Below are 13,183 nucleotides of genomic sequence, written 5' to 3' on the forward strand. Positions count from 1 at the left end.
CATGGCCAATCTCCGCGATCACATGGGCAGGCCGATCGTCGCCGTGACCGGCATCGGCGTGGTGACCTCGCTCGGCGTCGGCAAGGCCGACAACTGGGCGGCGCTGACCTCGGGCAAGTCCGGCATCCATCCGATCACCCGCTTTCCGGTCGATCACCTGAACACCCGCATTTCCGGCATGGTCGATTTCCTGCCGTCGAGCTCCAAGGGCGCCAGCCCCCTCACCTACGAGCTGGCAGAAACCGCGGCTCAGGAAGCAGTCTCGGAAGCTGGCCTCGATTCCGGCGATTTCGGCGGACCGCTGTTCTTGGCCTCGCCGCCGGTGGAGCTCGACTGGGCCGACCGCTTCTCGCTCTACAATTCCGACAAGAAGGATGGCGGTTCCGAGAGATTGCTGCGCGTCGCCCGCGCGGTGAAGGAGCTCGACATCTTCGAGACCACCCAGTTCGGCTCGATCGCCGACCGCCTGGCTGATCGCTTTGGCACGCGCGGCCTGCCGATCACGCTCTCGACGGCCTGTGCCTCCGGCGCTACTGCCATCCAGCTCGGCGTCGAGGCGATCCGTCGCGGCGAATGCGACAAGGCGCTGTCGATCGGCGCCGACGGTTCCGCGACGGCCGAGGCGCTGATCCGGTTCTCGCTGCTCTCGGCGCTCTCCACCCACAACGATATTCCCGAAAAAGCGTCAAAACCCTTCTCCAAGGACCGTGACGGCTTCGTACTCGCCGAAGGCTCCGGCGCGCTGGTGCTGGAATCGCTTGAAGCGGCCCTTGCCCGCGGCGCGACGGTCCTCGGTATCATGCGCGGTTGTGGCGAAAAGGCCGACGACTTCCATCGCACCCGCTCCAAGCCCGACGGCTCTCCGGCTATCGCCGCCGTGCGCGCCGCGCTTGCCGATGCAGGCTTGGGCGAAGACGAGATCGACTACGTCAACGCGCACGGCACCTCGACGCCGGAAAACGACAAGATGGAGCATCTGTCGCTGTCGACGGTGTTCGGCGAGCGGATCGGCTCGATGCCGATCTCGTCCAACAAGTCGATGATCGGCCACACGCTGTCGGCCGCAGGCGCGGTCGAAGCCGCGTTCTCGCTGATGACGATGCGCGAAAGCGTCATCCCGCCGACGATCAACTACGACAATCCCGACCCGGCGATCGTGCTCGACGTCGTGCCGAACAAGAAGCGCAATGCCGAAGTCGGCACGGTTCTGTCGAACTCCTTCGGCTTCGGCGGCCAGAACACCTGCCTTGTCATGGCGCGGGAACCGGTCTAAGCGGACGTTTTTCCGCTTCCACAGCACCGACAGGCCAAATGCGCGCATTGCAACTTATCGAGGACCGCCGCCTTGAAACGGTGGACCTGCCGCCTCCCCCGCCGCCTTCATTGGGCGAAGTGACGCTCCGCATCAAGGCGGTGGCGCTCAACCATATCGACGTCTGGGGCTGGCGCGGCATGGCTTTCGCCAAACGCAAGCTGCCGCTGGTCGTCGGCGCCGAAGCCTCTGGCGAGGTCGAGGCGGTCGGGCCTGGCGTTTCCAACCTGCTGCCGGGGCAATTGGTGTCGATCTACGGCGCGCGCACCTGCGGGCTTTGCCGCGCCTGCCGTGAGGGCCGCGACAATCTCTGCGAGCATGTCTCCGGCGTCCACGGCTTCCATCTGGACGGCTTCGCGCAGGAGAAGATCAACCTGCCGGCCCGCCTGCTGGTGCCTGCCCCGCCCGGCGTCACCGAGATCGGCGCGGCGGTCGCCCCCGTCACCTTCGGCACGGTCGAGCACATGCTGTTCGACAATGCGAGACTGGAACCGGGCGAGACCATCCTCGTCCATGCCGGTGGCTCCGGAATTGGCACTGCCGCGATTCAATTGGCGAAGCGCATGGGCTGCACGGTCATCACCACGGTCGGCTCGAACGACAAGATCGACAAGGCCAAGGCGCTGGGCGCCGACCATGTCATCAACTACCGCGAGGACCGCTTCGAAGGCGTGGTGCGCAAGCTGACCAAGAAGAAGGGCGTCGATGTCGTCTTCGAGCATGTCGGCGCCGACACCTTCGCCGGCTCGATGCTGTGCCTGAGGCGTGGCGGCCGTCTCGTCACCTGCGGCTCGACATCCGGCGTGTCGACCCAGATCAATTTGATGCAGCTTTTCCAGCAGCAGCTGAAGCTGCTCGGCTCCTTCGGCTGCCGCATGGAGAACATGGCCAACGCCATGCAGAAGATGGCGGCGGGCCTCGTTGCCCCGGTCATCGACACCGAAGTCGGCTTCGACGACATCGACGCCGCGCTGAAGCGCATGGAAGGCCGCGACGTCTTCGGCAAGATCATCCTGCGCGTTTCCTGACGCGAATGGTCGGCAAGGTGCTCAAGAAAGCCCGCCGGGACTTCGTGTTCCGCTATGGCCGGCGGCTGCGCCAGATGGAGCACTGGCTGGTCGCGCGGCTTGCCATGTCGATGATCTGGCTCCTGCGCCTCCTGCCGCCCGACCGGGCGCTCAACTTCGCCGACCGCGTCGCCCGCCGCATCGGTCCTCTGGTCGGGCGGCATCGTGTGGCCGTCAACAATCTGCGCCTTGCCTATCCGGAAAAGAGCGATGCCGAGATCGAGGCCATCGCATCGGACATGTGGGGCAACATGGCCCGCCTCGCCGCCGAGTATATTTTCCTCGACGCTCTCTTCGATTTCGACCCGAATGCCGCCAAGCCGGGCCGGGTCGAGGTCCGCGGCATCGATCATTTCGTCGAGATCGCCGGCGAGAAGAAGCCGCACATCCTGTTCACCGGCCATCTCGGCAATTTCGAGCTGCTACCGGTCGCGGCCGCCACCTTCGGTATGAACATCACGGCGCTGTTCCGTCCGCCGAACAATCCTTACCTCGCCGACTACATCCATTCGACACGCCGTTCGACGATGGGAGGCCTGCTGCCCTCCTCGACCGGCGCTTCCTTCGCCCTTGCCTCCATCCTGGAAAACGGCGGCAATATCGGCGTGCTGGTCGATCAGAAGTTCACGAATGGCGTCGAGACGACTTTCTTCGGTCGCCCCTGCCAGAGCAATCCTGTGCTGGGCATGCTCGCCCGCCACTATGAGTGCGATGTCTACCCGGCCCGCTGCGCCAGGCTGCCGGGAAACCGCTTCCGCCTCGAAATCGAAGACAAACTGGCTCTGCCGCGCACGGACGGCGGCAGCGTCGACGTGCCCGCCACCACCCAGCTGCTCGCCGACGTCGTAGAGCGCTGGGTGCGCGAGGATCCCGGACAGTGGATGTGGTTCCACAAGCGCTGGGAGATGAGCGGCCGCCGCCGCAAGCGGCGTGGGCAGGCCAAAGAGGTCAATTAGAGCAATTCCAGGAAAAGTGTGTAACGGTTTTCCGTCCGGAGTTGCGTAAAAACAAATACTTAGAGCGGTTCGGCGATTCCGTGAAACGCTGAACTGCTCTAAGGCAGTTCGACGAAAATGCTCAGCCGTTTTCCGTCTGGGTCAACGGTTGATCTGCTTTGAGGCGGCTCCGGCTGCCAGTTTGCGTCCCATGCGCAATGAAAAAGCCGCGAGGAGTGCTCCTCGCGGCTCTGAATTGCGCTTCCTCAGAGAGCGGGGATGGTCAAATTCGGCCGGAACGTATCCATGGTGGCACCGTTGCGATCCTCGGAGAGCAACGTGTCGGAGCCGAAGCTTGCGCGTAGGCCAACCACATATTTGTGGACGTTCACGCTGCCTGAAGCTTCCGAGAAGGTCAGGTGATCCAGCTGATAGCGGCCAAACACTGACCAAGGAGTCCCCGAGAACCGATAGGTAGCCTGCAGTGCCGCCGTGAAGGTATCGAAATGACCGCCAAAACCGGACAGGCGCGAGAAGCCGAGTTCGCCGTCGAAGCGCAGATCGTCCTGCGCGAAATACCGCACGACGCCACGCCCGCCCCAATTGTCGAAATGTTCGGACTCGCCGCTGGCCCGCAGCTGGCCGTAATAGACCTGCCCGTAAACCGTCACGTTGCCAAAATAGGCCTGTGCCTCGGGACCGACGGTGAAAGTGTAAAGGCCTGCGTCACCGAGGCCCTCGTCGCCGCCATATCCGGTGATCGTGGCAAAGCCGCCGAGGGCATACGAGCTCGGATCACGCCAGTAGCCATGGATCGCGCCGCCGTAGCTGTAGAGGTTCGTGCCTTCGATCCAAAGCGAATCGATCACCGCATCAGTCTGGATGTTCCAGCGGGCGTCGATCGGGAAATTTATTCGAGCGGCGCCACCGGCAGTCGTGCCGTTTGCATCGTCCCCGGGAGTCGCGAAATAGATACCGCCGAGATAAACTTCCCCATAACCGGATATATGCGGTTGGGCGAGTTCCTGGTCCAGAACAACCGGCGCGTCCGCGCCGAAAGCCGAAGTTGCGGTCGCCGCAATCGCAGCACCCAAAAGAAATCGATACATCATAGTCCCCAAGCAGCCAGAATTAACGCTTCGCACTTACCATTGCCGTGTCATGAAAAACAGATTCAACACTGTTTCTTATGGTATAGGGCGTTGTTTTTCGAAGCATGTGAGGCATTGCTGCAACGCCCGAAGAGGGGCAGGCGCGCAGGCAACAAGTCCTGCCTGCCACCATCGGCGACCCCTTCGAGTCCGATTTCAGTCGGTGACGACGATCCGCGTGTTACCGAAGCCGACTTCCCTGACCATCGAGTAGAAAGTCGCGGCATTGGCCGTGTGCAGGCGCACGCAGCCATGCGAGGCCGGACGTCCCAGATACTTCACGGCCCCGGTGCCATGGATGGCGTAGCCGCCACGGAAGAACACCGAATAAGGCATCGGCGACATCTCGTATTTGCGCGAGTACCACATCCGGGCCGTCCACTGTGGCCGGTAGCTGCCGCGCGGTGTGAAGTAGCCCTTGCGCGCGGTCGACACATTCCAGCGGTACAGCACCTGGCCGTACTTGCTGACGGTCATCGTCTGGGTGGAAACGTCGATATTGGCCACAAGCGTGGCCGCTCGGCCTGCAAGCGATGTGCCGAGCAACGTAGTCGCCAGCACGGCTGCCATGAGAACGGACTTTTTCATGCGATCAAACCCCTCTGATTGCCCCTTGCCATCACGTGGTTTTTTTCCATCATTTTGCCGGCAGGTGCGTTAAGTACCACACACTCCTTGACGAATCCGCCAATCCAATGCGGCGAATTTGAACGATTTTCCCGCCATAGTTGCCGGCACGTCACGCACTCTCGACGGTTTAACCTGTTGAACCTGCTCCGGCCATTTGTTGGCAATGAGCGAGAGGCCGCTTGCAAAAACGCTGCGTTCCTCCTTCAATCCCCGGCATGAATGAACGACTCCTCAAGGCCGTCGACGACCGCGTCGACGACCTGATCGCGTTGACCGCCGACCTGATCCGCTTTCCGACCGTCAACCCGCCCGGCGAGGCCTATCGGCCATGCGCCGAATATCTGGGCGCGCGGCTGAGGAAGCTCGGCTTCGAGACCGAGTTCATCCGTGCTGAAGGCACGCCAGGCGACACCGATCGCTACCCGCGCGTCAATGTCGTCGCTCGGTTCGACGGCCGCTCGCCCGGCGCCTGCGTGCACTTCAATTCGCATATCGACGTCGTCGAGGCCGGAGAAGGCTGGACGCTCGACCCCTTCGCCGGCCTGGTGAAGGACGGCAGGGTCTATGGCCGCGGCGCTTGCGATATGAAAGGCGGGCTCGCCGCTTCGGTCATCGCCGCCGAAGCTTTCATGGAGGTCTATCCCGACTTTCCCGGCGCCATCGAGATTTCAGGCACTGTCGACGAGGAGTCCGGCGGTTTTGGCGGCGTCGCCCATCTGGCGAAGCTCGGCTACTTCTCCAGGCCGAAGGTCGACCACGTCATCATTCCCGAGCCGCTGAACAAGGACCGCATCTGCCTTGGCCATCGCGGCGTCTGGTGGGCCGAGATCGAAACCAAAGGCGAGATCGCGCATGGCTCCATGCCGTTCCTCGGCGACAATGCGGTGCGCCATATGAGCGCCGTGCTGCAGGCCTTCGAGGACGAGCTCTTTCCGGCGCTCGACCGCAAGGTGACGCGGATGCCGGTGGTGCCAGAGGGCGCCCGGCGCTCGACCATGAACATCAATTCCATCCATGGCGGCCAGACAGAGGATTTCCGGCCGGGACTGCCCTCGCCCAACGTGCCCGATTCCTGCCGGCTGACCATCGACCGCCGCTTCCTGCTCGAGGAAGACCTCGCAACCGTCAAGGGCGAGGTCACCGGCATCCTCGAACGGCTGAAGCGCGAGCGCAAGAAGTTCGACTATGAGATCCGCGACCTGATGGAGGTTCTGCCGCTGATGACCGAACGCGACGCGCCGGTGGTGAAAGCCGTCGCGCAAGGCATCATGGAAATCTTCGACCGTGAACCGGACTATGTCATCTCGCCCGGCACCTATGACCAGAAGCACGTCGCCCGCATCGGCCATATCTACGACTGCATCGCCTATGGCCCCGGCATTCTCGATCTCGCCCACCGGCCGGACGAGTGGGTGGGCATCGCCGACATGGTGGAATCGGCCAAGGTGATGGCGATCGGTCTCAACGTGCTGCTGCGCGGCACAACCGCCTGATCCAGAAAAACATTTCCCTTGGCGCTGCCAGGCAGCACGAAACGCAATTTACTCATTGGCCAAATCACGCTTCTATCCGCCGGGTTTGCGCAAATCTCAGCTCATGGGAGTTCAGCGATGAAATTGTGGAAGACCATTCTGGCCACGGCAGTGCTGTCATTCGCCGCCGCCACGTCGGCATTTGCCGCGCGCACCGATCTCGTCATCGGCATTCCGCTCGAACCCCCGCATCTCGATCCGACTGCTGGCGCCGCGGCCGCGATCGACGAAGTGCTCTACGCCAATGTCTTCGAAGGTCTCACCCGCATCGGCCCGAACGGCGAGGTTCTGCCCGACCTCGCCGAAAGCTGGACCATCTCGGATGACGGCAAGACCTACACTTTCAAGCTGCACACCGGGGTGAAATTCCACGACGGCAGCGACTTCGGTGCCGACGACGTGAAATTCTCGCTCGACCGCGCCCGCGCCGACAATTCGGTCAATGCCCAGAAGGGGCTGTTCGCGCAGATCGACAAGGTGGACGTCGTCGATCCGGCCACTGTCAAGGTGACGCTGAAGAACCCGCAAGGCTCCTTCCTCTACAATATGGGCTGGGGCGACGCGGTGATGGTGTCGCCGAAATCCGCCGACGCCAACAAGGAAAAGCCGATCGGAACCGGCCCGTTCAAGTTCCAGAACTGGGCCAAGGGCTCGTCGATCACGCTGGTGAAATCCGACAACTATTGGGGCGCGTCGGTTGCCCTCGACAAGGTCGAGTTCCGCATCGTTCCCGATGCCGCTGCCGCCGTGCCGGCGCTGCTTTCAGGCGACATCCAGGCCTTCCCCTTCTTCGATCCCGACAGCGTTTCCCAGGTCAAGGACGACCCGCGTTTCAAGGTGGTGATCGGCTCGACCGAAGGTGAGACTATTCTCTCGATCAACAACAAGAAGCCGCCCTTCGACAAGCTGCAGGTGCGCCAGGCGATCTCCTATGCGCTCGATCGCAAGGCGATCATCGACGGCGCTTCCGCCGGCCTCGGCGTGCCGATCGGCTCGCATATGTCGCCGGCCAACAAGGACTATGTCGACCTCACCGGCCTCTATCCGCACAATGTCGACAAGGCCAAGGAACTGCTGAAGGAGGCCGGTCTCGAAAACGGCTTCAAGGCGACGCTGAAGCTGCCGCCGCCGTCCTATGCCCGGCTTGGCGGCGAGATCATCGCGTCCGAGCTGCGTGATGTCGGCATCGATCTGGAGATCGTGCCCGTGGAATGGGCGCAATGGCTGGATCAGGTCTTCACCAAGAAGGACTACGACCTCACCATCGTCTCCCACACCGAGCCGAACGACATCGATATCTATTCGCGCAAGGACTATTACTTCAACTACGCAAACCCGGCCTTCAACGCCATCATCGACAAGCTCAACCTGACCTCGGACGAGGCGAAGCGGAAAGAGCTGCTGGGAGAGGCGCAGAAGATCCTGGCAGACGACGCCGTGGTCGGCTTCCTCTACGAACTGCCGAAGGTCGGGGTTTGGGACGCCAAGCTGCAGGGCCTGTGGGAGAACGCGCCGATCCAGGCCAACGACCTCACCAAGGTGAAGTGGACAGACTGAGGGCCGGCCGACCGCCTGATTGCCCTCCCATGACCTACCTGCTCAAGCGCCTGATCATCGCGGCCGTCACGCTGGTGCTGGCCTCGATGGTGGTGTTCGCGGTGATGGAGATCCTGCCCGGCGACCCGGCGCGTCTGATGCTGGGCTTCAATGCCAGCACCGACCAGGTCGAGCTCTTGCGCAACCAGATGGGGCTTAACGCGCCGCTTGTCCTGCGCTACCTCCACTGGGCGGGCGGATTGCTCAGCCTCGATTTCGGCCGCTCCTATACCTACTCGGTTCCCGTCATCGACCTTGTGCGTGAGCGCGTCGTGGTTTCCCTGCCGCTGGCGCTCATCGCACTGGCGCTGTCGACGGCAATAGCCATTCCGGTCGGCCTTTTCTCCGCCAGCCGGCAAGGCCGCGCCGGCGACACGCTTGCCATGGGCGCCGCCCAGCTCGGCGTCGCCGTGCCGAACTTCTGGTTCGCGCTGATGCTGATCTACCTCTTCGCCGTCTGGCTGCGACTGGTGCCGGCGGGAGGCTTTCCCGGCTGGAGCGCAGGCATCTGGCCGGCGGTGAAGTCGTTGCTCTTGCCGGCCGTCGCGCTCGCCCTGCCGCAGGCGGCAATCCTGGCGCGCGTCGCCCGCTCGGCACTGATCGAGGTGCTCAATGAGGACTATATCCGCACCGCTCGTGCGAAAGGCCTGCCCTATCGCGCGGTGCTCTGGCGCCACGCATTGCGCAACGCCATGATCCCGGTGCTCACCATCCTCGGCCTGCAATTCGCCTTCCTGCTCGCCGGCACCATCATCATAGAGAACGTCTTCTATTTGCCCGGCCTCGGCCGGCTGGTGTTCCAGGCCATCACCCAGCGCGACCTGATCGTCGTCGAGAGCGTCGTCATGCTGCTGGTCGCGGCTGTGATCGCCGTGAACCTGCTGGTCGATTTCTCTTATGCGGTCGTCGATCCGCGCCTGAGGGGCCGGCAATGACATTGCGTGCCGATCTGCCCGAAGAAACCCTCGCCGGAGTCCTGGCCAAGGCCTTCGGCAACCGCTCGTTCCTGATCGGCTTCGTCATCACGCTGCTGGTGGCCGCGATCGCGCTGCTCTCCTTCGTCTGGACGCCCCATGACGTCACCAAGCTGGTGATCGCCGACAAGACGCAGGCGCCTTCGCCGGCGCACTGGTTCGGAACCGACCATTTCGGCCGCGATATCCTGTCGATGATCATGGTCGGCGCCCGCAACTCGATCGCCGTGGCGCTGGTGGCGGTCGGCATCGGCATGGGCATCGGCGTGCCGCTCGGCGCCTTCGCCGCGGCGCGCGGCGGCATCGCCGACGAGGCGCTGATGCGCGTCAACGACCTTGTCTTCGCCTTCCCGGCGCTGCTGTCGGCGATCATGATCACCGCCATCTTCGGCCCCGGCGCCGTCAACGCCATCATCGCCATCGGGATCTTCAACATCCCGGTCTTCGCCCGCGTCGCCCGCGCCGGCGCGCTGGCGATCTGGCCGCGAGAGTTCATCCTCGCAGCACGCGCCGCCGGCAAGGGCATGACTGAGATTACCGTCGAGCACATCCTACCCAACATCGCGACGCTGCTGCTTGTCCAGGGCACGATCCAGTTCGCGCTGGGCATCCTTGCCGAAGCCGGCCTCTCTTACGTTGGCTTGGGCGCGCAGCCGCCGATGCCGAGCTGGGGCCGTATGCTGTTCGACGCGCAGACGCGCATGGTGACGGCGCCCTGGATGGCGATCTTTCCCGGCATGGCGATCGTCATCACCGTGCTTGGGCTGAACCTGCTCGGCGACGGCATCGCCGACATCCTCGACCCGAAATCGCGGCGGCAGCGATGAGCCTGCTCGAGATCGAGAACCTGTCGCTTTCGATTGGCGACACGCATATCCTGAAGGAGATCGAACTCGCAATCGCGCCCGGCGAAGTCGTCGGCCTGGTCGGCGAATCCGGCTCCGGCAAGTCGATGACGGCGCTGACCGTGATGCGGCTGCTGCCGCATCTGGCGCGCGCCAGCGGACGCATCACCTTCGACGGCATCGATATCCTCGGCGCGACCGAGGACCAGATGTGCACGCTGCGCGGCGACGACATCGGCATGGTCTTTCAGGAACCGATGACGGCGCTCAATCCGGTCAAGACGATCGGCGAACAGGTGGCCGAAGGCATTCGCTGGCACACCAAGGCGGGCCGCGCCGAGGCCGAGGACCGCGCCCGAAAAATCCTCGACCGCGTCGGCCTGCCGGAAGCGAAATTCCCGCTGTCGCGCTACCCGCACGAATTGTCCGGCGGCCAGCGCCAGCGCGTGGTCATCGCGATCGCCTGCGCGCTTAAACCGAAGCTCTTGATCGCCGACGAGCCGACGACGGCGCTCGACGTGGTGCTGCAGGCACAGATCCTCGACCTGCTGCGCGACCTGGTCAGCGAGGTTCGCATGGGCCTGCTGCTCATCTCGCACGACCTCGCGGTGGTGACCGAGATGGCCGATCGCTTGACCATCCTGCGCCGCGGCGAAGTGACGGAAGCCGGCGATACCGCGCGAACGCTGTCGGAACAATTGCACTCCTACACGCGCGAGCTGGCGCTAGCCTCGATGCACGTGCCGGCGCGGCCTAAAACCCACCTTGCCGGTTCGGCAAAGCCGCTGCTCGAAGTCGAAGGCGTCAGCCGGGACTATCCGGGTCGACGCAGGTCCTTGTTCCGACCGGCAGAGCCGATCCGTGCCGTCGACGACGTCTCGCTGACCGTCGAGCCTGCCCAGTCGGTGGCGCTCGTCGGCCGCTCCGGCTGCGGCAAGTCCACGCTTGCCCGCATGATCCTGGCGCTGGACAAGCCGACGGCAGGAGCGATCCGCTTTCGCGGCGAGACCATCACCGGAAAGGCGGAACCCGAACTGAAGCCGGCCCGGCGCGACATGCAGGTGGTGTTCCAGGATCCCTACGGCTCCTTCGACCCGCGCCAGAAGGTGGAGAAGCTGGTGGCCGAGCCGCTGCACCTTCTGGAGCAGCGGCCGGCAAGGGCCGAGCGCCGCGACATGGTCGCGCATGCGCTCGACGAGGTCGGGCTCGGTCCACGCGACATGGACAAGTATCCGCATGAATTCTCTGGCGGCCAGCGCCAGCGCCTGTCGATCGCTCGCGCCATCATCACCCGCCCGAAGCTCGTCGTCGCCGACGAGCCGGTCTCGGCGCTGGACGTCTCGATCCGCGCCCAGATTCTCGACCTTTTCGCCGAGCTCAACCAGAAGCTCGGCATCGCCTATCTCTTCATCACGCACGATCTGACGGTTGCCCGCGCCATGTCGGACGAGGTGCTGGTCATGCATGAAGGCAGGATCGTCGAGCGCGGCAGGACTGCCGATGTGCTCGACAATCCGCGCTCGGAAGCGGCACGGGCGCTGGTTGCAGCTGCCCCCGATCTTCGCCGCGCGATCGCGCGACGCATGCAGGAACAGGGGTGAGCAGCCGGTTCGCGAAGCGCCGAAAGCGAGGGCCGGGACGCTGCGAAGCAGCGGGGATCCGGCCAGGCCTCAGCTCTCCGGCTTGGCCAGATCGACCGGGCTGATGTCGAGCAGGTCGAGCGTGCGGCGCAGAAGCTTCACTTCGCTCTCGGCGAGCTTGGCGTCGGCCTTGGCGATCTCGGCCATGTGGCTTGCCAAAAGCTTGCGCCGCTCGATGTCGAGGTCGCGGAACAAGGCGATCGCCTGCGAGCCATTGGTCTCGTAGCCAAAATCGTTGAGATATTCGATGACGCTGTCGATCGAGCTTTCGGGGATGCCGAAGGCTTCCTCGCAGATGCGCCGGAAGGCGACCATCTCGCTCTCCGAGACCGAGCCGTCGGCCAGGATCATACGGAACAGCATCAAGAGTTCCGCCGACAGCACCGGATCGTCCGCCACCTTGCGCACGCCCGGATCGCCGTCGAAGATTGAGCGTATCTGGTCCAGCAGCGCCATCGCCATGAGCCTCCCTCGCGATTCCACCCTGATTGTTAGAACAATTCCAGGAAAAGTGTGAAACGGTTTCCGTTCGGAATTGCGTCAAAACAAAGGATAGAGCGGTTCGGCGTTTCCGTGAAACGGTGAACCGATCTAGCGTGGAATCGGTCTTGCGCAAACTGGCCGGGCATGATGGAAGCTGCGGCTCCCTCCCCGCCTTGCCCGCAGCCCGATGATCGACCTTACCCTGCAGACCGTCCTCATGCTCACAGCCGCCGCTTTTGCTGCAGGCTTTGTCGATTCGATTGCCGGCGGCGGCGGGCTGATCACCATCCCGGCGCTGCTTCTGGCGGGCTTCTCGCCGGTCGCAGCACTCGGCACCAACAAGCTGCAGGGCATGTTCGGCTCTGGTTCGGCAACCATCCATTATGCCGCGAACGGCCAGGTCGATCTGCGCCGGCAACTCCCGTCCGCCTTTCTTGCGCTCATCGGCGGAGCGATCGGTGCTTTGCTGGCCACGGTCGTGCCTGGTGATTTCCTGCGCGCTCTGTTGCCGGTTCTCCTGATCGCTATTGCTCTCTACTTCGCGCTCAAGCCCAACATGAACGATGTCGACCGCGCGGAACGTCTGTCTCCGCTTCTGTTCAGCCTCACAATAGTGCCTGCCGTCGGCTTGTACGACGGTCTGTTCGGCCCTGGCACAGGCTCATTCCTGATGCTCGCATTTGTCGGCCTTGCCGGTTACGGCGTGCTCAAGGCGACCGCGCACACCAAGCTGCTCAACTTCGCCTCCAACATCGGCGGCTTCGTCATCTTCGCCGCCGTCGGCGTCATCGATTGGAAGATCGGTCTGATGATGGGGGTGGCCCAGTTCCTCGGCGCCCGCCTCGGCGCAAGCCTCGCCATCAGGATCGGCGCCAAGCTGATCAAGCCGCTGCTGGTGGTCGTCTGTTTGGCGCTTGCAGTGAAGCTGCTTGCGGACCCGGCCAATCCGCTGCGCCAGCTGATTGGTGTCTGACGCCCCTGCTGGTAGAATTCGGGTGTTGCGAATCATGTTGGAGGG

General features: G+C 63.7%; 12 protein-coding genes. 9 read left to right on the plus strand and 3 right to left on the minus strand.

What is annotated here, in order from left to right; translation table 11 throughout:
- The first annotated feature begins 1 nt into the window (after nt 1).
- The 3 genes from EN853_RS11890 to EN853_RS11900 are packed head-to-tail and all read left to right on the plus strand — an operon-like array spanning nt 2 to nt 3,335.
- Nucleotides 2-1,273: a beta-ketoacyl-ACP synthase gene (locus EN853_RS11890; RefSeq protein ID WP_127859842.1), complete on the plus strand. Its 1,272-nt coding sequence runs from the start codon at nt 2-4 to the stop codon at nt 1,271-1,273.
- A 38-nt stretch (nt 1,274-1,311) separates the two neighbouring features.
- Nucleotides 1,312-2,340: a zinc-binding dehydrogenase gene (locus EN853_RS11895; protein WP_127859841.1), complete on the plus strand. Its 1,029-nt coding sequence runs from the start codon at nt 1,312-1,314 to the stop codon at nt 2,338-2,340.
- Between the two features lie 5 nt (nt 2,341-2,345).
- Nucleotides 2,346-3,335 (plus strand): lipid A biosynthesis lauroyl acyltransferase, encoded by a 990-nt coding sequence (locus EN853_RS11900; RefSeq protein ID WP_127859840.1) that lies wholly within the window; start codon nt 2,346-2,348, stop codon nt 3,333-3,335.
- Between the two features lie 245 nt (nt 3,336-3,580).
- On the opposite strand, the gene EN853_RS11905 is transcribed toward EN853_RS11900, so the two are convergent.
- A complete protein-coding gene (locus tag EN853_RS11905) occupies nt 3,581-4,423 on the minus strand; it encodes a hypothetical protein (RefSeq protein ID WP_127859839.1) in 843 nt (280 codons plus the stop codon).
- A gap of 198 nt (nt 4,424-4,621) precedes the next feature.
- A complete protein-coding gene (locus tag EN853_RS11910; protein ID WP_127859838.1) occupies nt 4,622-5,053 on the minus strand; it encodes a L,D-transpeptidase in 432 nt (143 codons plus the stop codon).
- 257 nt (nt 5,054-5,310) lie between these two features.
- Here EN853_RS11910 and EN853_RS11915 point away from each other — a divergent pair, with 257 nt between their 5' ends.
- From EN853_RS11915 to EN853_RS11935, 5 genes are all read left to right on the plus strand, one after another.
- Entirely contained in the window at nt 5,311-6,588 is a 1,278-nt protein-coding gene (locus EN853_RS11915) for an acetylornithine deacetylase/succinyl-diaminopimelate desuccinylase family protein (RefSeq protein ID WP_127859837.1), read from the plus strand.
- A 117-nt stretch (nt 6,589-6,705) separates the two neighbouring features.
- Complete coding sequence (locus EN853_RS11920; protein WP_127859836.1) at nt 6,706-8,184, plus strand: ABC transporter substrate-binding protein; 1,479 nt, start codon at nt 6,706-6,708, stop codon at nt 8,182-8,184.
- A 29-nt stretch (nt 8,185-8,213) separates the two neighbouring features.
- The gene (locus EN853_RS11925; RefSeq protein WP_127859835.1) at nt 8,214-9,158 is read left to right on the plus strand and encodes an ABC transporter permease; all 945 of its coding nucleotides are present in this window, start codon (nt 8,214-8,216) and stop codon (nt 9,156-9,158) included.
- Nucleotides 9,155-10,024: an ABC transporter permease gene (locus EN853_RS11930; RefSeq protein WP_127859834.1), complete on the plus strand. Its 870-nt coding sequence runs from the start codon at nt 9,155-9,157 to the stop codon at nt 10,022-10,024. Before EN853_RS11925 ends, EN853_RS11930 begins: the two co-directional genes overlap by 4 nt.
- Nucleotides 10,021-11,643, plus strand: coding sequence for a dipeptide ABC transporter ATP-binding protein (locus EN853_RS11935; RefSeq protein ID WP_127859833.1), 1,623 nt, complete (start codon nt 10,021-10,023; stop codon nt 11,641-11,643). Before EN853_RS11930 ends, EN853_RS11935 begins: the two co-directional genes overlap by 4 nt.
- A 69-nt stretch (nt 11,644-11,712) precedes the next feature.
- Here EN853_RS11935 and EN853_RS11940 read toward each other — a convergent pair whose 3' ends face one another.
- On the minus strand, nt 11,713-12,144 hold the full coding sequence (locus EN853_RS11940) for a TerB family tellurite resistance protein (RefSeq protein WP_127859832.1): 432 nt from the start codon (nt 12,142-12,144) through the stop codon (nt 11,713-11,715).
- A gap of 208 nt (nt 12,145-12,352) precedes the next feature.
- On the opposite strand from EN853_RS11940, the gene EN853_RS11945 reads away from it, so the two are divergent.
- Nucleotides 12,353-13,138 carry a TSUP family transporter gene (locus tag EN853_RS11945; protein WP_127859831.1) on the plus strand — a complete coding sequence of 262 codons (786 nt, stop codon included), beginning with the start codon at nt 12,353-12,355 and terminating at the stop codon, nt 13,136-13,138.
- The last annotated feature ends 45 nt before the right edge of the window (nt 13,139-13,183 follow it).

The sequence above is a fragment of the Mesorhizobium sp. M1C.F.Ca.ET.210.01.1.1 genome (genome assembly GCF_004791585.1).
Lineage (GTDB): Bacteria > Pseudomonadota > Alphaproteobacteria > Rhizobiales > Rhizobiaceae > Mesorhizobium.

Bases quoted from the DNA above. Each gene is read 5' to 3' on its own strand.
- EN853_RS11925 (WP_127859835.1), top strand. From the start codon at position 8,214: ATGACCTACCTGCTCAAGCGCCTGATCATCGCGGCCGTCACGCTGGTG.
- EN853_RS11940 (WP_127859832.1), bottom strand. From the start codon at position 12,144: ATGGCGATGGCGCTGCTGGACCAGATACGCTCAATCTTCGACGGCGAT.
- EN853_RS11905 (WP_127859839.1), bottom strand. From the start codon at position 4,423: ATGTATCGATTTCTTTTGGGTGCTGCGATTGCGGCGACCGCAACTTCG.
- EN853_RS11890 (WP_127859842.1), top strand. From the start codon at position 2: ATGGCCAATCTCCGCGATCACATGGGCAGGCCGATCGTCGCCGTGACC.
- EN853_RS11920 (WP_127859836.1), top strand. From the start codon at position 6,706: ATGAAATTGTGGAAGACCATTCTGGCCACGGCAGTGCTGTCATTCGCC.
- EN853_RS11915 (WP_127859837.1), top strand. From the start codon at position 5,311: ATGAATGAACGACTCCTCAAGGCCGTCGACGACCGCGTCGACGACCTG.
- EN853_RS11930 (WP_127859834.1), top strand. From the start codon at position 9,155: ATGACATTGCGTGCCGATCTGCCCGAAGAAACCCTCGCCGGAGTCCTG.
- EN853_RS11935 (WP_127859833.1), top strand. From the start codon at position 10,021: ATGAGCCTGCTCGAGATCGAGAACCTGTCGCTTTCGATTGGCGACACG.
- EN853_RS11900 (WP_127859840.1), top strand. From the start codon at position 2,346: ATGGTCGGCAAGGTGCTCAAGAAAGCCCGCCGGGACTTCGTGTTCCGC.
- EN853_RS11895 (WP_127859841.1), top strand. From the start codon at position 1,312: ATGCGCGCATTGCAACTTATCGAGGACCGCCGCCTTGAAACGGTGGAC.
- EN853_RS11910 (WP_127859838.1), bottom strand. From the start codon at position 5,053: ATGAAAAAGTCCGTTCTCATGGCAGCCGTGCTGGCGACTACGTTGCTC.
- EN853_RS11945 (WP_127859831.1), top strand. From the start codon at position 12,353: ATGATCGACCTTACCCTGCAGACCGTCCTCATGCTCACAGCCGCCGCT.